Raw genomic sequence first — 23,504 nt, forward strand, 5'->3', positions numbered from 1 at the left:
TTCTAACCCGGCTGGCCGCCATGGGCTGATGCCCAGAACGGAAGCCTGCCCGGCGGGCGAGGCAGCGCCAGCCGGATAACCACCGCGACGCCATGGGGGGCGCTGGCGTCGAACTCACTGAGCCAACGCTCCGCCGCTGCTTCGTCGTCGTCCTCGTACAGGTCCACCACGGCCAGGGCGGGCGCATCCCGGGTTGCGCGTCGCTCCAGGGCTTCGATTCGGGAACGCAGGCTTACCGCGCGCACGCCAGCACTCCCACGCGGGGGGCGCCCTCGTGCCTGGCTGCGGCTTCGAGCTTGGCGAGGCGCTCCTCCAGCTCAGTGCCCTGGATGATGCCGGCGAGTACCGAGTACCCATAGATGAGCGCCCGTGCCTTGCCGGCCTCCATGGTCCCGTCCTCCAGCGCGCGGAGGCAGTCTGCGAGCCCGGTTTTCACGTTCCCGAGGTTCGCCAGCCGCCGCCGACGCTGCCGGGGGGAGGGGGGTGGGGGCGTGTCCAGGTTTTCACTCATGATTACGGCTCCTTACGTCCCTCGGGCACTGCACCGAAGGGCCGATTCCAGCCCCCAACCGAGGGCTTTTCGGCCCGTAGACGACGCTGGCCCCGTTACTTGTCGGTGCCCCTCTCGTCGGGTTCGAGGAACAACTCGCGGAGTGGCACCTTGTAGGCCACGGATGCGGCAACCATGGTGGCCACGGTGGGGTTGGCGGTGCCGCCTTCCAGGCGCGGCATGTACTTGGGATGCAGCCCCATGAGTTCTGCCGCATCCTCTTGAGAGAGGCCCCGCGCTTCGCGAAGTTCGCGGAGTCGCGCCCCAAGTAGCCTGAGTTCCCGCTTGATGGCAGGCGCCAAGTCCTTCCGTGTCCGGACTTCGGAACGTCCATGGGAGTGTGGTGACTTGCGGGCTACGGGCACGAAGCAGAGACTGACCGGCCCTACTCATGAGTTACACAACTCACGAGTTTCCACGCGCCTACTTTCTGGTGTCCTCTCCCTCGGTCTCCGTGAGGAGAGCGCTGAGAGGCACCTTGTAGGCCACGGACGCAGCGACCAGGGTGGCCACAGTGGGGTTGGCGGTGCCACCCTCTATGCGCGGCAACGACTTGGGGTGAAGGCCTATGAGGTCGGCGGCCTCCTCCTGAGAGAGCCCCCGCTCTACGCGAAGTTTCCGGAGGCGCGTCCCCAGGCGCTTCAACGTGCGGTTGATGGCTGGTGCCAAGTCCTTCCGTGTCCAGACTTCGGAACGCCCGTGGGAGTGAGGTGACTTACGGGATGTGGGCACAGGCGGACAGTGGCCGCCCCTACTTACAAGTTACCACAACTCATGAGTTTCCTATGTTCATGGTCGAGAACCACGGCGGTAACTGTTGAGTTACACCACTCATGAGTTACCGTGCCCTGTCTCTCAACAGCGAAAGGACGGCCGATATGGAAGAAGAGAACGGACTCAGCAGTTCCCCGCGAGGGGGGGTGGTGAGCCTGGACCTAGAGCTAGGAACCCTGGCCACTGCGATTCAGGGCGCACGGATGCTGGCGGACCTCCATGCGCGGCGAGATCTCCCGGATGCGGAGATGGAGCGGAACGCCCCTGCCTGCATTGTGTCCGTGCTTGCCCTGGCTACGGAACGCCTCGGGCAACTGCGGCGCGTGGTGCGCAACGAGGAGGACCCAGCCAACTTGTGGACCTCTCACAACGCGGTGGAGGCCCCAGAGACGCTCGGCGAGTTCCCCGGGGATATCGTCCTGTTCTCCTGGGGCTCCCACCGGCTGCCCCTGGTCATGTGGGGGACCCGTGGGATGGAGGCCCAAGAGAACCCGAAGAAGCTCGCGCGCAAGGGGCGCAAGGGCACGAGCAAGCGGGCGCGCGGACCCGCTCCCGAGTCCTCCGGGGTCTCCCAGCGTGAGAGCCCGAGGGAATCCGCGCCGTCTACTCCCGAGTCCATCGACCCGGGACATCAGAACGGCTGACGCGGGGACCGCTGGGCATTAAGCATCTCGGCGCCGCCCCAACCGCGCCGGTTACGCACGGCTACAGCCCCTGACGCATGGCCTCCTTCTGGCTCGGCTCCTCACCAGCCGGGCCGCCATGGGCTCGATGCTCTGTACCTCCTCACTCCGCCACGTGGTCTGGCGAGGCCACGTGGTCTGGCGAGGCCACGTGGTCTGGCGAGGCGGTGCCCTGATCTTGGGCCACAACTACGACCGTCGTAGTACTAAGGCCTGCGCCCGGGCCTCCCGCCGGTTGGCCCATCTTGAGTACCTCCGTGGAGAGGCCCTCGCGCGGGACAAGGGAGCGGGTGGAACTGCGGCACGTGCATCGGGTTGCGGTCCCGCAGCCGGGCCACTGCCGGGTAGCACCAAGTAACTCCTCCCATGGAGGCTGGGCCCTACGCCACGACACGCCGGTAGCATACACGGAGGTTCCGAGACGCAGCGATGGCAACTCCGCTTGCGGTCACCGTAGAGTGCGCCCCGATGGCGATCAAGATCTCCAAGACACTTAAGGCGAAGCTCCCAGTTGACGAGCGGGACAAGATCGAGGCGCTCCTCGTCCAGAAAGCTGGTGGCAGATGCTTTCTCTGCGAGGGAGTACTGAACCTGTCGACTGACACCATCCTCGCGGACCATGACATCCCCGAGGCGGAGGATGGGCCGACGGAGGCGAAGAACCTCAATCTCGTGCACAAGGCGTGCAACGAGTTCAAGCGGAACTACAAGACCATCGACGTCAGGCCCTACCTCAAGCTCGCCTCCTTCGTGAAGTCACAGGGCGGCCAAGCCAACTACGGCCAGTGCCTTGGCCATTTCGGCATCACGCCCGTGGCTATCGGGGTAGAGCGGCAGGTCGACAAGGCGCGCCTGCATCTCCCTGATGGCACCCACGCCGAAACGAAGGTGCTCTCGGAGAAGAATAAGGAAGGCGTCATCGAGTACGCCTACGTGTCGGTCCCCCGGGCCGCCATCTTCAACGACGATGCGTGCCAGCCGCGGGCCATCAAGCTCCAGCAGCTCTGGGCCATCTATCTCGACATCCAGCACAACCCGCTGCATGAGCCGCCGAGTTGCCGCCTCGTGCCCGTCGAGCACGAGCATGGGCTCGGGCGATTGCTGATGTTCGACGGGCAGCACAAGACGCTCGCGAGCTGGTTAATGGGCCGCACGCACGTGGTCATCAAGATTTACCTTGCCCTTTCGCGCGAGAGGACCATCCAGTTGGTCAACTCCGTGCAGGCGAAAATCAAGAAGCTTCCCCTGTCCCCGTTCGAGCTGTCGGCAAAGATGTCCGAGGAGTGGCGCGACCGGATTGCCCGTTACCAGGAGGAGGAGGGGGAGGCCGGCTCCGAGGAGGGCTTCATCAAGTGGGTGGACAAGGATGAGCGGGCGCGTGCAAAGGCGGCCTTCATCGATGCGCTCTACCAGTCGATCCTCGACAGCGAGGAACTCGAAATGAAGGAGCTCATCGCTCCTTCCGGCTCCAAGACCAGCGCGACTGAGTCGGGAGTACAGCTGAAGGAAACCGCGTTCCGCAACAAGCTCCTCAAACCCCTTCTTAATCCGTCGCTCCTCGCGGAGCCGTTTGCCGTGGCGACGGGAATGCGCGAACGGGAGGCGAGCATATGCATCCAGCTCTTGAACATGCTCTACCGCAAGGCCTTCAAGCCTGCCCCAGGCGCTGCTGAGATGACCGAAAAGGAGCGGGAGCGGGCAAAGCGGCTCGCGTACCAGCCTGCCCTGGAATTCGTAGCGGAGCTGTTGCGGAGGGCGGCCGGACGAGTGCTTCACACCGACGAGGAACATCCGTTCCTCGAGAAGGCGCCCTCCCAGTCCGACATCGAGGCGTTCGAGAACTGCATCGACCGCATCCTTGCACACCCCGTTTGGTGGACCCCCTTCGACTTCTCTCCTCGGATGCGGGACTTCGCAAACGCGATGTCGAAAAACCAAGATGCGGACAAGGTCTTCAAGGCTGTCGGGCTGCACAAGATGGGGTACGTGCTCGGCCACGATGAACTCGACGAGGATGCGCTCACGGGCCCCATATCCTGAGCAGCCTCGCCGCTGGTTTGCTCCACGTCGCACGCGGATGTCCGACATCGAAGGGCGAGCAAGCGAGCCTGTGGACCTGGTGAGCGGTCGGGTCGGCCAGGGAGGTCACCCTCCCCGGCCCCCACAGATCCGGACGTGCGGGACTACCGCATCTGGCTCGTCGTCTCATGGGTTTGCTGCGAGCGTGCGGTAGCGGTGGAGGATGCGCACGGGCGGCAGGGGACGCATTCGTCCCACTGGTCCAGGAGGGTCAAGTCGGGGGGCGCGACAAAGGGCGGTGCTCTGCTGGTTCCAGTTCCCGCTACAGGGTCGGGAACCGGGAACCACCGGGTCAGCCCTGGCCTCGGATGAGGAAGGCGTCCACGTCCGCTGGACGGACGCGGATGGCGTTGCTCACCCGGACGTGGGGCAGCTCGCCCCGCTCGCACAGCCGGTAGACGGTGGCGGTGCAGATGGATAGCCGCTCCGCCACCTCACGCACGGTGAGCAGGCGCTCCGCCCCGCTCGGCAACGCGCGGAGCCGCGCAGGAGCCGGACCTTGCAGCAAGGATGCAGCAAACCCCTTGCGATTCCCTGCTACCGGCTGGGATGGTTGGACGGGCCCCGGCCCCGAATCCCCAACGGTTCTGAGGGCTTGTGAATGGCTGATAACGCCTGGACGGGTCGAGGCCGCGCTTCCCAAGCTCGGGGTCGAGGGTTCGAATCCCTTCCGCCGCTCACAATGAAGGCCGGTAGTCCTGCAAAGGACTGCCGGCCTTCGTGTTTCCGGGTTTCGGCATGGAGGGGGAGATGCCAGTCGAAGAGCCCAGGGCCGACCGTGAAGGCTGGGTGACGATCGCCGAGGGCGATGGCGGTCACTTCCTCCGGCGGCATCCGCCTCCCCGGTTCCGGAGCGGACTGACCGTGCTCCCGTTTCCCGAGGTCCGCGACCTGGTGGCGGCCGCTCGGCGTTACCTTGCCGGCGAGTGCTACTCTGTCCAGGTATGGCATGCGGCCTTCGCATGTCTGCGCTGGGTGGACGGCTACAACCTCCACCCGGCGATTCGCGCGCTTATCTACGACTGGGGCCGGCTATCGGAGAGCGCGTCCGAATCCGTGCTCCGCGAGCGGCTTCGCGAGGACCTGTGCGAGGCGGCTCCTGGGAGCGTCCTCGACAGGCCTGAAGACCGGTCGTTCAAGGTCTCTTAGCCTTCACCGCCTCCGAGAACTTCTGGGTCAGCGCGGTGCTCTGTTTCTGAAACTCCTCGATGCGCTGGGCATGGTGCGCGACCCGGGCGCGCGCCTCGGCCGCCTTGGCCGCCCCCCGGCGCTCTCGCTCGCCTCCGCTGCACGAGGATGTGCCGCGGGTTCGATTCCCGCCGGGGCCACTCGCGGCGTACGACCGCGCATCAGGCCGCCAGGTGTGGTGCACCAACCTGCACACGAGCCCCGTCTCGGCCGAGCTGAGATGTCCTGGAAGACCTCGACCCTGTCCTTCTCGGGGTCGTACCGTGCCTCGAGCTTGCGCCAATCGCCGTAGTGCTTCAGGGCCGCGTCCCGGATGTGGGCTTCGAGGGCCGCGATGGCGTCTTCGTGTGTGACTCGCTCCTCGCGTGTCACCTCTTCCAGAACTTCCTTGCAGCTGAAGCGCTCGGGGAGCGGTTCCTCCTTCTGCCTGCCTCGGGAGCGGCCCTTCCGGCCGGGCTGTGTCGAGTGGCGCTTGCGCCAGGGGAAGGGAGGGATGTGGATGCGCTGCTGGATGTTCCCATTCCACTCCGTCCGGACGCCATGGCGCGCGAGCGCCTCGCGGACCTCCCGGGCGATGGCGGGGCTCGCCGCGTCATCGAGCTGGAAGTATTCATCGAACGCACCGAAGGCGAGCATGAGGCCCGCGCCGAAGACGCCACGCTCGACGTCCTGGCCATGGAAGAACGGGGCGCCCCGGGCGGGTGGGGCACTGTCCCTGGCGGCGCGGGTGACCTCCGCCCAGCCATCCGACAGGGAGCCGCCTGCGTCCTCCATCGCGACGATGCCCTTGCCATTCAGCTCCTCGAAGGCGCGGGTGATGGCGTCGTTCACCGTGGGGCCCGTCCAGCAGAGCTCGTCGGCCTTCTGCCGTTCGAGCAGGCTCCGCGCATACGCGAGCAACTGCTCCACCGCGTCGTCGCTGCCCAGCTCGTGCCTCGCGAGCTCCTGGATGGAAGAGTGCGCCTGCTTCTCGCTCAGGTATCCCCCCAGGACCACGGCCTCCGCCTTCTCTCGGAGGTACGCTCGCACCTCGTCATCCGTTCCCATCGAGGAGGAGAGCTTGGGAACTTCGCGGGTTCGGGTCTCGCTCTCCCAGTCCGGGGTGAAGGGCGTCGGAGCCGCCGCCCGCGGGTGCCACGTCCGGACACCCGCCGTCCCACAGGCGTACACTTCGCGAGGCTCCTCGCGACGGCACCTGTCGTCACCTCGCCCACTTGAGGCCCGCACCGCGTTGGCACGCATCTGGCTGTGAGTCACGCCATGACCTCCTTCCTCCAGGACCTGCGCTACGGCGCCCGCTCCCTGCGGCGCAGCCCCGGCTTCACGCTGGCGACCGTGCTCGCGCTGGCCCTCGGCATCGGGGCCAACACCACGCTCTTCAGCGTGGTGAGCGCACTGCTGCTGCGTCCGCTCCCCCTCCCCCAGTCGGAGCAGCTCGTCTCCGTGTGGGGGGTGCACCGGGACGAGGGCGGCGCCAATTCGGGCCTGGCCCGCCCGGACCTCGAGGACCTGCGCCAGGGGGTGAAGTCCTTCGCCGGGCTGGCGGCATTCACCACCGCGGGCATCACCCTCACCGGTCCGGGCGTGGAGCCCGAGCGTGTGGAGGGCGCGGTGGTGAGCGAGGACTTCTTCCGCGTCGTGGGCGTGGCGCCCCTGCTGGGTCGCGCGCTGTCCGCCGAGGAGCAGGTGCTCAACGGCCCACGCGCGGTGGTGCTGTCCCACGGGCTCTGGGTGCGCCGCTTCGGGGCCGACGCCCAGGTGCTGGGGCGCACGCTGGAAATGGAAGGCCAGCCCTACTCCGTCGTGGGGGTGATGCCCCCGGGCTTCGACTTCCCTCGCGAGGGCGCCCGGGAGGCGGTGCTGCTCTGGGCCCCGCTGCATGCCAATGACTTCCTCCGCGCCAACTGGGACAACCGGGGCGCACACAGCCTGAACGCGGTGGCACGGCTGGCGCCCGGTGCCAGCCTCACGCAGGCCACGGCCGAGGCAGCGGCCATCACCACCGCGCTCGAGAGCGAGTACCCGGACAGCAACAGCCACCGCACCGTGAGCCTCCAGGGCCTGCAGGCGCGGCTGTCCGCCGGGACGCGCCGCCCCGCCCTGCTGCTGCTCGGCGCGGTGACACTGCTGCTGCTCATCGCCTGCGTCAACGTGGCCCAGCTCCTGCTGGCCCGCGCGCTGGTCCGGCAGCAGGAGTTCGCGGTGCGCACCGCCCTGGGCGCGGGCCGAGGCGCGCTGGTGGGACAGCTCCTCGCCGAGGGCTCGCTGCTCGCCTTCACGGGAGGGGCGCTGGGGCTGCTGCTGGGCGTGTGGGGAGTGGACGCGCTGAACGCGCTGCTGCCCGCGGCGGCACACCAGGTTCAGTCGGTGCAGGTGGACGGGCTGGCGCTGGCGTACACGGCGGGGCTGGCGGTGGCGGTGGCGCTGCTGTGTGGCCTGGCGCCGCTGCACACCGCCGCGAGCGCCAGCCTGGGCGGGCTGCTCCAGAGCACGCGCGGCACCAGTGCGGGGCGAGGGGCGCTGCGCTGGCGCGCGGTGCTGGTGTCCACGCAGGTGGCGCTCGCGCTGGTGCTGCTGGCCGGCGCGGGGCTGTTGGTGCGCAGCGCGCAGCGGCTGGCGGCGGTTGACCCGGGCTACCGGCCGGAGAACATCACCCTGCTTCGGGTCGGCCTGCCGGAGGTCCGCTATGCCGACGACGCCATCGCCCCGTTCTTCAACCGGCTGCTGGAGCGCACGCGCTCACTTCCCGGAGTGGAGTCGGCGGCCCTGGTGACACCGGGGGTGGTATCGGGCGGTGCCATCTCGCTCAGCCTGGACCTCCCCGGCCGGCCTGGCTCGTCGGGCGAGCGGCGCTCCGCGGCCTACCGCGCGATGAGCGACGGCGTCTTCGCCACGCTGGGAATTCCCCTGCGGCGCGGGCGCGACTTCACCCCCCGGGACGATGCCAGCGCTCCGGCGGTGGTGGTGGTGAACGAAGCCTTCGCGCGCCGCTTCTTCCCGGGTGAGGAGGTGCTCGGCAGGAGCATCGTCATCGGCTACGGAGCCCCGAGACCGCGCGAGGTGGTGGGCGTGGTGGGCGACGTGCGCGCCCGCTCGCTGGACGTCGCCGCCCAGCCGGAGATGTATGCGCCACAGCAACAGACGCCCTGGCCCGCCTCCACGCTGGTGGTGCGCAGCCGCCTGCCTCCGGAGCAGGTGGCAAGCTCGGTGAAGGCGGAGCTGCACCAGATGGATTCGCAGTTGCCCCTTCCACCTCCCACCACGCTGGAGCAGAGCCTGGAGCGCTCCGTGGCGGACCGTCGCTTCCAGCGCGTGCTGCTGCTGGCCTTCGCGGTGACGGCGCTGGCGCTCGCCTCGCTGGGCATCTACGGGCTGATGGCCTACAGCGTCACGCAGCGGCGGAGGGAGCTGGGCATCCGGCTGGCATTGGGGGCGATGCCGCGCGACGTGGTGCGGTTGGTGATGCGTCATGCGCTGCGCATGTGCGCGGTGGGGCTGGGCGTGGGACTGGTGCTGGCGCTCGCGCTGTCGCGGGTGCTGGAGGGCCTGCTGTACGAGGTGAGCGCCACGGACCCGCTGACCTTCGCCGTGGTGCCACTGCTGCTGCTCGGCGTGGTGGCGCTGGCGAGCTGGCTGCCCGCGCGGCGCGCCTCGCGGGTATCTCCAGGTGAGGCGATGTCAGCCGACTGAAGGGCTCCCCGCGACTGCCCGGGCGTCCTGACGCGGTTCGGGTCGCCGTCGGGCAGCGATACGCAGCAGTGAGCGCGCTTCCTCCGTGGACGTTGCTGCTATCGTGTCGCGTTTGACCGCTCGCAGCGGGAGGGCTGCATGCGCACACTTCGATGGGGATTGGGGCTCGTCGTCCTCGGGGCGCTCTCGCTCCTCGCGGTGTGGCTGCTTCGCGGAGCTGCGCGTCCCAAGGACACCTTCCACGCGACACGTCCCGCGGACTCCGCGCGGCCTCCCCCAGCGCCCCCGACACTGCGTCCCAGCGCGGGCCTGCGCATCCAGGGCACCGTGGTGGACGAAGCCCTGGGAGCGGCCGTGGCGGGCGCCCGCGTCTCCGCAACCTGGCCGGTGCCCGGGCACACGCTGTCGGAGCGGCCCTGCCCCGAGGGCACCCTGCCGCCAGACAGTCCCCACACACATCCGGACAAACGGGACCCGCAGCGCTCCGAATGCATGAAGCTGACGGGAAGGCTCGCTCAGGGGATCATTGCCACCCTCCCACTGGAACAGACGAACGACCTCTTCATGGAGCGCGTCGCCGCGCGAGAGGGCGAAGTCCCCATCTACGCCGAGACCACCACCGCGGCGGACGGCACCTTCGTCCTCGAAGGCCTGCCCGAGGGGCCGCTGGCGCTCTGGGTGCTGAGCGAGCACGGCGCGCTGCTGCGGCCCGGCATCCCCGCGGGCTCCGAGGGCGTGAAGCTCGTCATGGGAAGGGGTCAGGTGGTGGAGGGCATCGTCCGCGGAGAGGGTGCGCCCGTGGCCGGTGCCACGGTGACGGTGCTCACCGCTCGCCACGCCCGCTACTTCGGAGCAACCTCGGACGCGGACGGTCACTTCCGCATCGGCCCGCTGCCGCCAGGTCCTCTCGTCACCTTCGTCGCCAGCAAGGGCTGGCTCCCCATGCTCGCCCCCGCCGAAACCATTCCGTGGTCGGGGCTCTCCCGCGCGCACCCGCTCACCGGCAGGGTGCTGTCCGACGGAGAGCCCGTGCCGGGCGCCGAGGTGCGCGTGGGCAGCGGCGATGACCTCCCGGAAGCGGGCGCCCGCATGGCCACCACGGACGCGGAGGGCCGCTTCACCTTCATGCTGCCTTCGGGCAGCGGGTACACGCTCACCGCCTCGCGCGATGGCCGGTATGCGCTCGCCCGGGTGCAGCTGACAGGCACGTCTGCTCCACCCGAGGTCATCCTGGAGTCAGGCAGCGCGCTCCACGTCGAGGGCCGCGTGTCCGACGACGCGGGACGGCCCGTGCCCGGCGCGCGCGTGGCCCTGATTCCGGGAAGGGGCGTCCGCCCGGTGGCGGAGACCACCACCCACGCGGACGGCCGCTACCGCCTGGGCCCCGTGGAGCCCGGCACCTGGCGCTTCGAAGTGAAGGCCGAGCGGCACCTCGACCCGGTGGGCCCGCTGGAGCACACGCTCACCCCGGGCACGGCTGCCGTGGACTTCACCCTTCCTCGCGCCAGCGCCGTCACCGGCCGCATCACCGACCCCAAGGGGCTTCCCCTGCGAGGCCTCGAGCTGTCCCTCGTGCGACCCACTCCGAAGGGCGACACGCTCCAGGAGCAGACGCGGACGGACGCAGACGGACGCTTCCTCCTGCACGCCACCGACCCCGGAGACCACCGCATCGACGTCCGGGAGTCCCGCCAGCGGAGCACGTCGTTCCCAGTCCGAGCGCCCGCCGAGGATGTCCGCCTCTCGCTGACTCCGGGCCCCTCCGTGAAGGGCACGGTGGTGGACGTGGACGGGCTCCCGCTGGAGGACTGTCGGGTGGAGCTCCATGACCCCTCGACAGGCGCGTACCAGGAGCTCCTTCGCGCCGAGTACACCGATGCGAGGGGGCGCTTCCATCTCCGGGGGGTGAAGCCCGGCCACTACGTCGTGCGGGCCTCGCTGCGGTCCCAGGGATTCATCCGCGACACCTGGCGGGAGGTGGACCTGCGCGACGGCGAGGCCCTGGAGGTCGAGCTGCGGATGAGGCCGGAGCGCTCACTGTCCGGCATCGTGGTGGACCGTGCCGACAAGCCCGTCCCCGGGGCCTCCATCGAAGTCCGCATCCCACTGGAGGGAATTCCGCCATGGAGGAGGGAGGCCTTCCTCCGCACCTCACCGGGGGGCGACTCCACGCGCATCATCACCGGTCCGGAAGGCCGCTTCACCGTGTGGCACCTGACGGAGCCCGGGTACTACGTGAGGGCCACGAAGGACGGCGCCAGCTTCATCGCCGGGGGCGAGAAGGGCGACCGCCGCGTGGCGGCTGGCGAGCAGCTCCGCGTCGACGCGAACACGGGCCAGCTGCGCCTGGTGATGGAGCGGTTCCCCCACGCCACGGGCCGACTCGTGGGCCCCGATGGCAAGCCCCTCATCCGGTTCCAGGTGAACGATGAGGACGTGGCGGAGGCGACGGGCGCCTTCGCGGTGCCCCTCTACTCGGAGAACCGGACGCTGCTCTTCCGTGCCCCCGGCATGGAGAGACTGGTGCGCGACGTGGAGCCGCGCGGGACGGGATTGGACCTGGACCTGGGGGTGCTACAGATGACCGCGCTCCCGAAAGTCCGCGGCCGGGTGGTGGACGCGGAGACATCCGTACCGGTGAGAGGGGCACGCATCGAACTCGACTCGCCCTTCGCCGGCATCGGGCTCCTCGGTAACGTCTCGGCGGCGGACGGCTCCTTCGAGCTGGGAGCCGTGGACTCGAAGCCCTTCACCCTCGTCGTGAGCGCCCGGGGCCGATACCGGCAGCAGCTCGTCGACGTGGACGCGATACCCGAGGCGCTGACGGTGCGGATGGACCCGGGCGCCCGGGTGGAGGTGACGGTGAGGGACCGCCGGGGCCCGCTCCGCGAGGCCCGGGTCCGCTTCGAAGCGGACTCCTGTACGTCCCTGAACGCCACCGCCAGGGAGGGCCGCCTCGTCCAGCGCGGGCTGGAGCCGGGGCCGTATACGGTGGTGGTGCAGCCGGTGGGGGACGCGGGTGACAGCCTGCCCCGATTCACTCCCCAGCGCGTGGAGCTGCCCGCCAGCGGCGAGCTTCTCCTCCCCTTCGAGGAAGCCGAGGGCGGCGTCACGGTGAAGCTGCGCTCGTCGGAAGGCAGCATCCACGACCTGGTGCTCGTCCAGGGAAGCGTGCCTCGGCCCAGGAGGCTCGCGGACGTGTTCCGCATCGCTCGCCGGGGCTGGACGCGCGACATCGCCGCGAAAGAAGCCACCTTCCTCCATGTCCCCCAGGGCCAGGCCACTGTCGTCCTGCTCGACCCGGGCTCTCCCGGGCGCGTCCACGTCGAGGAACTGGACATCCCCGCCGAAGGCACGGTGTCACGCGAGTTACAGCCCGTGTGGCGGACACTCGACTCGAAATAGACGGCGCCGCCCGAGAGAGGCTGCCGCCCAAAGACTCACTCAGCGTGAATGCAGTCGCGGATAGTATCCGCCCGCCTGTCCTGCACACAGAGGAGCCGCTCGCGTGCCATCCGTCGATTCCATCGTGAAGTCCGCCCAGCCGGGACTGATGTTGATGCCAACGCACGGCGTCTTCGTCACCGCATGGCTGTCCAATCCCAGCTCCAGCAAGCCCATCCTCAAGGCACTCAAGCGATTGGTCTCGGAGGCCAAGAGCGACACCGGGCGCAGCGGCGTCGTCGTGGCCATCAACGGCGCGCTGTGGGGCCAGTGGTCGGGCCACGTCCCCGCCGGCGCTCCGTCCGAGCAGCCCCTGCTCGCCACCAGCTCACACTTCCGGGATACCGGCGGAGACCTGTGGCTGTACCTGAAGGCGGACTCGAAGGAAGGCGTCGACGCGCTGCTGGCCGAGGTGGAACAGCAACTGGGGCCCCTGCTGTCGCGCCAGGAGCAGACCCGGGCGGCGCTGCCTCCGGACCAGAAGATCCTCGACCAGCACTTCGTCGATGGCATCACCAGCCCGAGCGACCCGGCCTCCGTGGTGGCGCACATCCTGGGCACGGGAACCCAGAGCGCCATGGGGAGCTGCTGGGCCCTGGCGCAGAAGTTCGAGGTGGCCTGGGCGGCCTTCTCGGACATGAGCGTGGATGGGCAGCAGAACGTCATCGGCCGTGACGACCAGGCCGTCCTCATTCCCGACAAGGACCTCCGCAGCCACATCAAGCGCGTGCGGGTCCTGGAGGAAGACCACTCCAACCGCGAGCTGGTGCGCCAGGCCCTGCCCTTCGGTCACGCGCCGAGCGGCGGCGGCCGGGAGAAGGGCATCTACTTCGCCGCCTTCGCCCGGGACACCGCCACCTTCGAGTCCATGCTGCGGCGGATGGTGGGGGGCTCCACGGGTGACTCGGACAAGCTGCTGGGCGTCATCAACGCCGTCTCCGGCGGCTACTTCTACGTCCCGTCCGCGGCGGAGCTCGGGGTGAAGCAGGGCCTCACTCCCGCCGACTTCCAGCCCGCGTCCCTCTGGCAGGTGCGCAGCGACAACGGCCTGATGTTCTACAACTCGGCGGACTACCTGAACGTGATGGGCACCGGCCAGTACGGCCCGGGAGACCCACCGTCCCAGCGCATCCTCGGCCTGCTGGGGAAGGTCTTCTCGCGCTGGCAGAACAAGTGGTACCGGCGGCTGGACACGCCCCGCGTGCCCCCGCTCTCCGAGTTCCTCGACCCCGGCGAGAAGCGCTACCTGAAGGCCTCCGTCGTGGTGCGCCGGGGTCTCTCCATCCAGCGAATGCTGACACGGGTGTGGACCACCACCGAGTACCCGCTCCCGCGCGAGTCGTGGGCGTGGCGGGCGGACCTGTTCCGCATCGACCCCAATGACATCCTCGTCGGAGTCATGCCGGAGCTGTCGCTCGGGCGCGGCAAGGAGGTCATGCCCTACCTGAGCGACGAGGAGCGGCTTGCCGGCTTCCTCGTGATGCTGGATGAGACGTCGTCCATGGGGCATGTGGTGCCCAACCACCGCAAGGCACTGGAGCTGGGCCTGGAGGCGCTGCTCAAGGACCTGCGCAAGCGCCACGCGAAGGCTTCCAACGACGACTCGCGGGACTTCTACCAGGCCGCCATCCTGTCGCTGGAGGGCGTGCAGGGTTACTGCCTCAACTACGCGCTGCTGGCCGAGCGCATGGCCGGGGACACCACCCTTCCCCCTGAGCAACAGCAGAACCTACTGTCGCTCGCCGCCCGCATGCGCAAGCTGGCCACGGACAAGCCCGACACGCTCGTCGAGGCGGCCCAGTGCATCTTCAACCTCCACTGCTGCCTGCACCTCGTCGGCGAGCCCGTGTCCATCGGCCGGTTGGATCAGCTCCTGGCGCCCTTCTTCGAAAAGAAGAAGGAGGCCGAGGCCCAGGAGGTGCTCGACGCGCTCTGGGTCAAGCTGGGCGAGAAGGCGCTGCACAACCGGCAGAACGCCACCGACCACGTTACCTACGGGACTACCGCCGTCTCGTACATCGGCGGCAACTTCCCGCAGGGCGACGGCATCAACCAGTGGGTGCAACAGGTCACCGTGGGCGGCTACCTGCCGACGGATGACGCGAAACCCACGCCCGGCGCCAACCGGCTGACGCTGCTGTGCCTGCGCTCGGCGCGCCGGTTGCCGCTCAACGCGCCGGTGCTCTCGCTCCGCGTATACCCGGGCATGGACGAGGACCTCCTCCAGGAGGCGGCGAGCGCGCTGCGCAGCGGTGGCTCGCATCCCATCCTCTTCCAGGAGGACCGCATGGTGACGGCGCTGTCCCAGGGCTCGGGACTGCCGCTGGCCGCCGCGCGCGACTACGTGTGTGACGGCTGCTACGAGCCGATGATTGCCGGGCAGTGCGAGTTCGCCTTCAGCAACGTCATCACCCTGGATGCACTCGAGCTCGCGCTCAACCAGGGCGCGCGCTTCAACCAGGCCGGCCCCGTCTTCCTGCGCGGCTGGAAGGTCAGCTTCCGCTCTCCGCCTGCCTCGGAGATTGGCAGCTTCGAGCAGCTTCAGTCGCTCTACCTCCAGCACCTGCGCTACCTGACGGTGCAGTTCTACACGAGCGTGCTGGGCAACTACGGAGCGCTCTGGAACTACTGCCCCAGCCCGCTGCTCTCCACCGTGATTGACGGCTGCGTGGAGACGGGGAGAGACCTCTCCAATGGTGGAGCGCGCTATCACCTGATTGCCCCGATGTACCTGGCGATGGCGACGACCATCGACTCGCTCTACGCCATCAAGACGCTGGTGTTCGACCCGGAGACCGCCGTCACCACGCTGCCAGAGCTGGTGCAGGCCCTGCAGGAGGACTGGGGCTTCGGCATGGAGGAGCCCTTCCAGAGCCAGCTCGCGGGCACGCTGCGCTCGGGGGAGCAGGCGAAGCGCTTCAAGCAGCTTCGCGAGAGCGCGCTGCGGTTGCCGAAGTTCGGCATGGGGAACCCCGAGGTGGACGCGCTCGGTGGCTGGCTCGTGCAGAGCATCGTCGACGTGGCCCGGCAGACGCTGGCGTCGCCGCCGCCGGTGCTGGCGGACACGCTCCAGAAACTGGAGAAGAAGTTCTCGGTGCGTGGCGCGCCGTGGAAGCTCCACCTGCAGGTGGGCGTGGGCACCTTCGAGGCCTACGTGGGAAATGCGCTCGGCAGCGGCGCGTCGCCGTGCGGCCGCCGCAACGCCCAGCCCTTCCCCTCGGACTTCAGCCCCACCCCCGTGCCCCAGGACCTGCCACCCATCGCCCAGGCGCCGCGGGCCGCGCATCCCGTCCCCGGCACGAACCGCCCCATCTACACGGCGATGAAGAGCTGGAACCAGGAGGCCATCAACGTGGGGCTGTCGAACGCGGCACCGGTGGACCTGAACATCCGCGAGGACTTCCCGCAGGAGGACCTGGTGGAGTTCATCCGGCAATACGCCGCGGGCCACGTCGGCTCGAACCTCCTCACCCTGACGTGCGCGGACCCCGACACCTACGAGACCGCCGCGGTGCAGCCCGAGCGCTACGAGTTGGTGCGCGTGCGCACCGGCGGGTGGACCGAGTTCTTCTCCGCCATGTTCCCCGCCCACCACGCGCAGCACCTGCGCAGGCCCTGGTTCACTCCGGAGCCGCCGCCTGGAGGGCGCGTGCCGCCACGCCGGAAGAGGCGCTGAGGCACGGCCGGCCTGCCCCCATGCACGCCCCTGGTCGATCACACCGGCGCGCTGTCGAGCCGCGTGGTCGAGTACACCATGGCCCTGCTGCGAGACGCGCTCGTGCGAGACCAGCCGGTGCTGCGGGCCCTGACCGGCGTCAGCCATCCGTGACCTGTGCCCAGACGCGCGAACGCCGCGCCGCCTCGAACTTCTACGTGATCGCGAGGGCCTCGCGCTCCGGCGGCCAATCCTCGGGATTCGTCGGAGTCGTGAGCCACGGGCGCGGCCCGAATCGCTGCTCGAGCGCCGCCGCGAGCGACGGTCGCCCGCCCCCGTAGAGTCCCTCCATGACCTCTTGCACGTACGGCGTCGGATCGACCGCGTTCCCCTTCAGCCCGAGGAAGCGAGCGTGCGCGAGCATTGGCGACTCGGCCAGCGCCTCGACCCCGGACTGCCCGATCTCGTCGTAGTTCAGCGAGATCCACCCGAGCCGCGCGGCGTGCTCGCAGCGCGCGAGCGCGAATGCTCCAGCATCTCCGAAGGCCGCGCCCAGTAGCGGCATGTTGAGCGACGTGAGCTTCGCGAGCTGCGGCACCGAGAACAGTGCATCCACCGAAGGCAGCGGCGCCGTGATCGTCACGTGCTGGATCGGCGCGAGCTCGAACAGCCGCGGCGCGCGCGCGACGAAGTCCGCCCCACTGATGGTGATCTCCGCGACCAGCCCACGGTGGAACTTATAGTCCGTGACAATCTTCGCGAGCTCGCCGGCCCACGCCCACCCGCGCTTGCCAATCGCGACGTTGATTGCCAGCCTGAGCGCGTAAGCCCGGTCGCTCCCCGCTCGCGCGAGCTCGAGGTACGTCAGCTGATTCTCGAGCAGCTCCGCGCGAGGGTCATCTCGAGCCTTCCAGTCGGCGAGCAGCGCCCTCCTCGCGGCCATCGATCCGGGCTCGGCGAGCACCCTTGCGAATGCGTCCATCAGTCGTGGCTCCTGCGCTTCGTGTAGGGATGGGTTGGCTGCACAACACCGCATCGATGGCTCGGCCGGACATCGAAACACAATGCGGGGGCGCGATGAACACCGTTGGTGCGGTGGCCGGGCACGAGGTCTCACCGCATCCGCGCCTGGGCAGTTTAGACTCAAACAAGGAGGGTGACCCATGCGGAAGCTTATCGTCGGCGCAATGGTTTCCATGGACGGTGTCATGCAGGCGCCCGGCGGGCCGACCGAGGATCCGACCAGGGGCTTCAAGTTCGGCGGCTGGGTGATGCCCTATTTCGATCAGGAGTTCGGCGAGGAACTCGACCGCGTCTTCAAGGAGAAGTTCGATCTCCTGCTCGGCCGCAAGACCTATGAGATCTTCGCCGCGTACTGGCCCTACTACGACGAAAACGCTCCTCATGGCGGCATCGCCAGGCTGTTCAAGGACATCAGAAAGTACGTCGTCTCGCGCTCGGGCGACGTCGATACGGGCTGGCAGGGCTCGGTGTTGCTCCGCGACATCGCCGACGTGAAGCGGCTACGGCAGGAAGACGGGCCGAACCTCGTCACTCAAGGCAGCACCGAACTCGTCCACGCGCTGCTCGCCAACAACCTGGTTGACGCTATGAGCATCTTTACGGTGCCGGTCGTGCTGGGCGGCGGCAAGAAGCTGTTCGCGGACGGCTCGGCGCCGCACAGCTACAAGCTGACCCGCTCGCGCGTCTCCTCCACCGGCCTCATGATCGCGCACTACGAGCGCGACGGCGAGATCAAGATCGGCGGCACGGAGCTCGATGCTCCCAGCGAGCGTGAGCGCGCCCGCCAAGAGCGAATGAAGCGCGAGGCCTAGCTGAGCACCCTGCCCCTGCCCTGGAGAGAACGCAGGTACCTGGCCCTCGGAGTCCTCGCCGGCATCGTCGTCCTCGCGCTCCGCCTGCGGCAGTGGCTGCTGCACCGGAATGGCGAGCTGGCCAAGGCCGAACCCTTCGACGGGGGAGGCATCGCGGCAGAGAAGTTTCCCGGCCTGAAGGCCCAGGCGCGCCCGTTGGGCCTTCAGTCGAGCCGGCTCGTGCGACATGGCGGTCCGCACTTCGGTCCGTTCGGCTGGCTCTCCAGGTATGTGACTGCCCGGCGCACATCGATGAGATTGCGTCCGGCCGAAGTGACGACGCTTACCGCGTACACGTCACCGTCCTTCAGCTCCGCGGCCGACCAGGCGGTGAAGCTGATGTGGAGCTCGAACCCGCCTCCGGGCGCGGAGTGCACCGACGCATCGTAGAGCGGCGTTCCCTCACGCCACTCCCCATGCATCGGGAAGTATACACGGTTGTGCGTAATGTTGCCGCGCTCATCGGGCTCCGAGAAGCCCGCGAAGCTCAGCGTGTAGCAGACCTCGTTCCGACAGAGGGTCATCGTGCTGGAGCGCAGCTCATCGAGGCTGGCGTCGACGTGCCGGGTCATCGACATCGCCGCGCCGCACCCAATGAGGGTGCAAGGCTGGCCTTGGGGAGTACCGAAATCATCCATCTCCTGGCACGCCGCGAGCGCGAGCAGCGCCATACACAGGCCAAGACGACACGAGGTGCTCAGTTGCTTCATGTCAGACTCCCAGTAAGACGACGCGGGAATGCGCGCCATGGCATGAAACCCGGAACGCTCTCCCAGTTGCGCTCTGCGTGCAACCGGTCCGGGGACTGGAGACCGGGCAAGGCCTACCGTGCGCTCCACGGCGTGGGACTGAAGGTGCAGCGCCGGTCCACCACGAGGCTGCGAGACACTCTCGCGCCCCCGCCGCTTCCAGGGGTTCGGGGATGCCCCGCTGTTCATCTCCGACTGCTCAGCGGCGTGCATCAAGGAACTCGCCACGGTGAGCCGTGCTGACTTCGGAGAGGAGCCGTCGGCAATGGCAAGCGAGGCGAACAGGCAGCTGAAGAGGCACAGAATCCAGGACATGGAGACTCCTGGCGGGATGGGTCCACGGGAAGACGGTCCGCCGGTCATCCAGGAGAAGCGTCCGCTGGAACTCTTTGCATTCCGGGCCAATGCAACGATGGGACCAGACAGGCTGGAAACCTGTCACGCGCCGTCCGCGGGAGCGCGTTCCCCACCATGCCGCAAGCATTCCCAGACATTTTAGGATTGAAGCGGGGCCGCGCCGTTTCCCGAAAGGTCGCCCGCACCTCCGCGTGGCGCCCTTCCGGGAGGCCTCCCATGACGTTACCCCTCCGAGTCCTGGTGTCCGCCAGTGCCCTGCTGCTGTCCCTGCCGCTCTCTGGCTGCGACGACTCACCCGACACGGACCCGCCCGCCGATGCTGGGACGCCCGACGCGGGGCCCTATGTCTGGGACGGCACCTACACCGAGCTCGAGGAGCGCGGAGAGTTCCTGGACCAGGGCTCCTTCGCGCCATGCACCTTCGACACTCGGGACGCCAGCGTCACGGCCTGCCATGAGCTGTCCCGCTTCGACCTCTCCCAGTGCAACCGCGACACGCTCTCTGACATGCCTGCCGGGGCCATCTACGAGTTCGCCCTCCGGGACGCACGGCCTCCTGTGGATGGGGGCAGCGTCGCCTCCTACAACACGAGCGCCCTGTTCCAGGAAGACGGCGGCACCATGTTCCTTGTGCCCTTTCAGCTGCGCGACACGGGGGACGGCCGCTTCTTCGTCCGCGGCCATAAGGTGCTCGCGTCGGGCTCCACCGCCACCATCACCCTGGCGGGCTGCCAGAAGAAAGACACAGAGACCCTCACCGGCTGCTTCGCGTACTGCGGGCGGACGCGGCTCATCCAGTCGGGCACCTTCGAGGGCCACCGTGTCTCCAACTGGGGAGGAGAGCCCGAGTCCTCCGGCGGCCTCGAGCTCCTCTCGGAGAGCTACACACCCGTGGGCCAGCCCGTGGACGTCTATGTCACCAAGGGCCATGCCTACGTCGTCTCGATTCCCCACAAGGTGCGCCTCGGTGGGCTCTCCGTCTTCGACGTGAGCGACCCCCGAAACCCCGTGCTCAAGAAGACCCTCTCCCTGCCCGGGAACAACTACTGGAATGGCGTCTGGGCCAGGGGCGACGCGCTCTACGTGGCCAGCAACGAGGCGGGGACGCTCATCTACGACATCTCCAACCCCGCGGAGCCCGCGTTCGTGCGCAGCTTCACGACAGGCATCTACGGCACCCACACGGTGCTCGTCGACGGCGACCGGCTCTACTCCATGGCCACCAGCAGCGGCACCCACGTCCATGACATCTCCGAGCCGCTGAACCCCCAACTGCGCACCGTCATCTCCCTCCCGGACGAGGCCGTCTGGGGTGGGGCGCATGACACCTTCGTCTACGAGGGCCGCCTCTATGTCAGCAATTCCTACGGCGGCTACGTCGTCGTGGACGTCACGGACCTGGACAACGTTCGCGAGCTGGGCGCGTACCTCCGTCGGGACCTCAGCTTCTCGCACAACAGCGCGGTGAGCACCTTCGCTGGCCGCACCATCGCCTTCGAGGGCGGTGAGGGCAACTACTCCCATCTGCGCGTGCTCGACGTCACCCGCCCCGAGCGCATCGTGAAGATTGGCGAGTTCCGCACGCACAGGCCCTTCACGTCCATGCACAACCTCATCCTGCGCGGCAACCTCCTCTACGTCGCCTGGTACCAGGACGGCCTGCGCGTGCTCGACGTGTCCAATCCCACGCGGCCGAAGCAGGTGGCCCACTACAACACCTTCCGCGAGACGGACCCGAACCGGAGCGAGAGCCCCTTCGAAGGGGTCCTCGGCGTCCGCGTCCCCGGAGATGGCCACGTATACGTGACGGACTCCTCGCGCGGCCTGCTCATCTTCAACGAGCTCTGACGGCCTCTCCCAGCCCGGCCCCCTCCGGGTGCTGAAGATTCTCCGCTCCCTCGCCGACGTCGCGCTCACCCTGGGGGACCGGGGCTGGACCTACCCGGCTCTGCCCTTGCTTGGGCCCTGGGTCGTGGACGACATGGGGTCCTGGCTGCGCTCACGCCCAGCCAGGTCGATCCGGCCTCGGGAGCTGTCCTAGAGTCCGCGTATGGACAAAAGCAGGGAAGCCTTCCTGGCACTCGTCGTCTGCCTGGGATTGGCAATGCCGCCGCGTGTGGCAATGGCCGGAGAGTCGCTGGACCGATACATCATCGAGGCCATCCGCCTCTACGAAGGGCTCGAGTACGAGCTCGCGCTGGAGCAGCTCGGACACGCCCGGAAGGGCGCTCCGAGCGCCGACGAGGAAGTCGTCATCAGCCTCCATGAGGGCGTCATCCTCGCGGACCTCGGACGCTGGGACGAGGCGCGTGCCTCGTTCCAGTCCGCCCTCCGGCGGAAGCCCGGAGCGCAGCTTCCTCTTCTCGTCTCCCCCAAGGTGACGCGGGAGTTCGAGGCCCTGCGCGCCAGCATCCACGCACAGCTCTCACCAGGGCAGCCAAAGCCAGCCGGCGGCGGCACGGAGGAACAGGCGGTCGAGCTGCCCCTGTCCATCGAACCCCCGTCCGCCCTGGCTCCCCACGCCAACGCGGATGCAGCCGGAGCCCGGACTGACCTGGTGCCCTCCTCTACCCAGGCGCAGGCCATGGAGGTGCGCGAGCGTCGCACGCCCCTGGCGCCGTGGGTGCTTCTCGGCGTGGGTGTGGCGGCCGGAGGTACGGGTACCTGGTTCGCGCTCTCCTCGCGAGGTCAGTCCGAGGATGCACGCGGTGCCCGCTACCAGGACGACCTGCTCGCGCACCATGCGCAAGCGAAGCGCGACGCGAGGACGGCCAACATCCTGTTCGGCACGGCGGGACTGGCCGCGGCCGGCGCGCTGGTCACCTGGCTGCTGTCTCCCAGTCCCTCCCATGAGCCCGGGCCCGAGCTGTCCGCGCGCGGAGGCGCCCGATGAGCTCGCTGACATCGAGAGGCCTGGCGCTGCTGCTGCTGGCGATGGTGGGCTGCTCCGTGCCGGACCTGGGGGCACTCGAGAACGAGAAGCCACGCGAGTGCAACGAGGAGCACCGCTGCCGCGACGGGGAGCTGTGTGTCGAGGGCTTCTGCCAGGAGAACCCCTGCGACGGCGTCGAGCCCACCACCGCATACCGCGATGCCGACGAAGACGGCCATGGGGTGGTGGATGCCGCGCCAGAGGTTTTCTGCGGTGACGTGCCCGCGGGCTACGCAACCTCGAGGGACGACTGTGACGATGCGCGCGCCGAGGTCCATCCCGGACTCCCCGAGGTGTGCGACGGCCTCGACAATGACTGCCGGGAAGGTATCGACAACGGGCTGGCCCGGACAGAGTACTTCCGTGATGCGGACGGTGATGGCGTTGGCGTACAGGCCGACAGCCAGCAGTCATGCGGGCCCCCTGCCGGCTACGTGCAGTCGCCCTCGCAGGTCTTCGACTGTGATGACAACGATGCCGAGCGCACTCCCGGCAAGGCCGAGTCGTGCGACGGCAAGGACAATGACTGCGCCGGCGGTGTCGATGATGGGTTCGACAGGCACTGGTACCGCGACGAGGACGGGGACACCCATGGCCGCAACGAGGCCCCCACCGTGAGCTGTGAAGCTCCCGGTCCCGGCTATGTCCACGTGACGACCGGCACCTTCGACTGTGATGACACCTCCGCCGAGGTTCATCCCGGAGCGATGGAGAAGTGCAACAACCGCGATGACAACTGCCAGGGGGGAGAGGACGAGCCCTTCCTCACGGGAGCTCGGCGCAAGGGGGCTGCGTGCAACAACGACGTCTGCACCGGGACGTACACCTGCACGGCCTCCGGGGATGACACGGTCTGCGATGCTCCCGCTCCGATGAGCCACTTCCCCGATGTGGACGGGGACGGCGAGGGCGCCGCCAACGCGACTGCACAGACGACCTGCACCCCGAACGCCCCGCCGGCTGGCAGGGCCTTCAATGCCTTGGACTGCGATGACGTGGACCCCAACAGCAGAAAGGCCGGGACCGAGGTCTGCGATGCCGTGGACAATGACTGTGACGGGCAGGTGGATGATGGGCTTTCCTGTGGCGGCACCCTGAAGCAGGTCTTCGATTTCAACCTCGGAGGCACCGGACATGACTGGCGGGCCGTGGCAATGGGGCCTGGCGGGTACCCACTGTGGATCGCCGGCTTGAGCGGCAAACTGGCCGTGCGCAAGACCGCGGGCGCGGCCTTCCAGGGCTTCGATGGCGGCCAGCCCAACAGCTGTTCCACCATCACGGACTGGCGCGCCGCCTGGGTGCGCCCCTCGGATGGCAGCGTGTTCCTGGCGGGGGCGAACGGCCGTCTGGCCCAGCACTCGGGGACCTCCTGCGTTCTACAGACGACCACCCCCGTGGTTCAGACTCGACTTTCGCCCTTTTGGGCCGGGAGGCCCAAGCAGGGGGGCGAGGGTAGAAAGGGCTGAGGGTAGGAAAAGAGCGGCCATCGAGGCCAGCTGAGAGAGGTGTCCGGCAAGACACGCCTCCTC

General features: G+C 68.5%; 18 protein-coding genes. 10 read left to right on the forward strand and 8 right to left on the reverse strand.

All coding sequences use genetic code 11. The annotated features are described in order from the left end of the window. Window positions 1-2: 2 nt before the first annotated feature. From G4D85_RS44580 to G4D85_RS50950, 4 genes are all read right to left on the reverse strand, one after another. The gene (locus tag G4D85_RS44580) at window positions 3-245 is read right to left on the reverse strand and encodes a hypothetical protein (RefSeq protein ID WP_164020481.1); all 243 of its coding nucleotides are present in this window, start codon (window positions 243-245) and stop codon (window positions 3-5) included. Next, window positions 233-511 (reverse strand): hypothetical protein, encoded by a 279-nt coding sequence (locus G4D85_RS44585; protein WP_164020483.1) that lies wholly within the window; start codon window positions 509-511, stop codon window positions 233-235. Before G4D85_RS44585 ends, G4D85_RS44580 begins: the two co-directional genes overlap by 13 nt. 95 nt (window positions 512-606) lie before the next feature. Continuing rightward, on the reverse strand, window positions 607-915 hold the full coding sequence (locus G4D85_RS44590; RefSeq protein ID WP_240359880.1) for a helix-turn-helix domain-containing protein: 309 nt from the start codon (window positions 913-915) through the stop codon (window positions 607-609). A 58-nt stretch (window positions 916-973) separates the two neighbouring features. Then, a complete protein-coding gene (locus tag G4D85_RS50950) occupies window positions 974-1,282 on the reverse strand; it encodes a helix-turn-helix domain-containing protein (protein WP_420821752.1) in 309 nt (102 codons plus the stop codon). A 395-nt stretch (window positions 1,283-1,677) separates the two neighbouring features. Between G4D85_RS50950 and G4D85_RS44600 the strand changes: the two genes are divergently transcribed. Then, on the forward strand, window positions 1,678-1,968 hold the full coding sequence (locus tag G4D85_RS44600; RefSeq protein WP_164020489.1) for a hypothetical protein: 291 nt from the start codon (window positions 1,678-1,680) through the stop codon (window positions 1,966-1,968). A 507-nt stretch (window positions 1,969-2,475) separates the two neighbouring features. Next, window positions 2,476-4,047 carry an HNH endonuclease gene (locus tag G4D85_RS44605; protein WP_164020491.1) on the forward strand — a complete coding sequence of 524 codons (1,572 nt, stop codon included), beginning with the start codon at window positions 2,476-2,478 and terminating at the stop codon, window positions 4,045-4,047. A gap of 331 nt (window positions 4,048-4,378) precedes the next feature. On the opposite strand, the gene G4D85_RS50090 is transcribed toward G4D85_RS44605, so the two are convergent. After that, window positions 4,379-4,594, reverse strand: coding sequence for a helix-turn-helix domain-containing protein (locus G4D85_RS50090; protein ID WP_240359881.1), 216 nt, complete (start codon window positions 4,592-4,594; stop codon window positions 4,379-4,381). Between the two features lie 242 nt (window positions 4,595-4,836). Between G4D85_RS50090 and G4D85_RS50095 the strand changes: the two genes are divergently transcribed. Beyond that, window positions 4,837-5,235, forward strand: a complete 399-nt coding sequence (locus G4D85_RS50095; protein WP_240359882.1) for an NYN domain-containing protein — start codon at window positions 4,837-4,839, stop codon at window positions 5,233-5,235. A gap of 27 nt (window positions 5,236-5,262) precedes the next feature. Here the strand turns inward: G4D85_RS50095 and G4D85_RS44620 are convergent, their stop codons facing one another. After that, the gene (locus G4D85_RS44620) at window positions 5,263-6,303 is read right to left on the reverse strand and encodes a DUF6891 domain-containing protein (protein ID WP_205525988.1); all 1,041 of its coding nucleotides are present in this window, start codon (window positions 6,301-6,303) and stop codon (window positions 5,263-5,265) included. 231 nt (window positions 6,304-6,534) lie between these two features. Between G4D85_RS44620 and G4D85_RS44625 the strand changes: the two genes are divergently transcribed. The 3 genes from G4D85_RS44625 to G4D85_RS44635 all read left to right on the forward strand — a co-directional run bounded on the left by G4D85_RS44625 (window position 6,535) and on the right by G4D85_RS44635 (window position 16,084). Beyond that, window positions 6,535-8,964 carry an ABC transporter permease gene (locus G4D85_RS44625; protein WP_164020498.1) on the forward strand — a complete coding sequence of 810 codons (2,430 nt, stop codon included), beginning with the start codon at window positions 6,535-6,537 and terminating at the stop codon, window positions 8,962-8,964. A gap of 138 nt (window positions 8,965-9,102) precedes the next feature. Then, window positions 9,103-12,369 (forward strand): carboxypeptidase regulatory-like domain-containing protein, encoded by a 3,267-nt coding sequence (locus tag G4D85_RS44630; RefSeq protein ID WP_164020500.1) that lies wholly within the window; start codon window positions 9,103-9,105, stop codon window positions 12,367-12,369. A gap of 103 nt (window positions 12,370-12,472) precedes the next feature. Further along, window positions 12,473-16,084 (forward strand): Dyp-type peroxidase, encoded by a 3,612-nt coding sequence (locus tag G4D85_RS44635; RefSeq protein WP_164020502.1) that lies wholly within the window; start codon window positions 12,473-12,475, stop codon window positions 16,082-16,084. A gap of 193 nt (window positions 16,085-16,277) precedes the next feature. Here the strand turns inward: G4D85_RS44635 and G4D85_RS44640 are convergent, their stop codons facing one another. Then, a complete protein-coding gene (locus G4D85_RS44640) occupies window positions 16,278-17,045 on the reverse strand; it encodes a hypothetical protein (protein WP_164020504.1) in 768 nt (255 codons plus the stop codon). A gap of 181 nt (window positions 17,046-17,226) precedes the next feature. Between G4D85_RS44640 and G4D85_RS44645 the strand changes: the two genes are divergently transcribed. Next, complete coding sequence (locus G4D85_RS44645) at window positions 17,227-17,898, forward strand: dihydrofolate reductase family protein (protein ID WP_164020505.1); 672 nt, start codon at window positions 17,227-17,229, stop codon at window positions 17,896-17,898. A gap of 203 nt (window positions 17,899-18,101) precedes the next feature. Here G4D85_RS44645 and G4D85_RS44650 read toward each other — a convergent pair whose 3' ends face one another. Further along, window positions 18,102-19,001 carry a hypothetical protein gene (locus G4D85_RS44650; protein WP_164020507.1) on the reverse strand — a complete coding sequence of 300 codons (900 nt, stop codon included), beginning with the start codon at window positions 18,999-19,001 and terminating at the stop codon, window positions 18,102-18,104. Between the two features lie 258 nt (window positions 19,002-19,259). On the opposite strand from G4D85_RS44650, the gene G4D85_RS44655 reads away from it, so the two are divergent. The 3 genes from G4D85_RS44655 (at window position 19,260) to G4D85_RS44665 (ending at window position 23,441) form a co-directional block, all read left to right on the forward strand. Then, window positions 19,260-20,891, forward strand: a complete 1,632-nt coding sequence (locus G4D85_RS44655; protein WP_164020510.1) for an LVIVD repeat-containing protein — start codon at window positions 19,260-19,262, stop codon at window positions 20,889-20,891. A gap of 202 nt (window positions 20,892-21,093) precedes the next feature. Beyond that, complete coding sequence (locus G4D85_RS44660) at window positions 21,094-21,936, forward strand: hypothetical protein (RefSeq protein WP_164020512.1); 843 nt, start codon at window positions 21,094-21,096, stop codon at window positions 21,934-21,936. Beyond that, window positions 21,933-23,441, forward strand: a complete 1,509-nt coding sequence (locus G4D85_RS44665; RefSeq protein ID WP_164020514.1) for a putative metal-binding motif-containing protein — start codon at window positions 21,933-21,935, stop codon at window positions 23,439-23,441. The genes G4D85_RS44660 and G4D85_RS44665 overlap by 4 nt, the downstream gene beginning before the upstream one ends. Window positions 23,442-23,504 lie beyond the last annotated feature (63 nt).

Source organism: Pyxidicoccus trucidator (genome assembly GCF_010894435.1).
Taxonomy (GTDB): domain Bacteria; phylum Myxococcota; class Myxococcia; order Myxococcales; family Myxococcaceae; genus Myxococcus; species Myxococcus trucidator.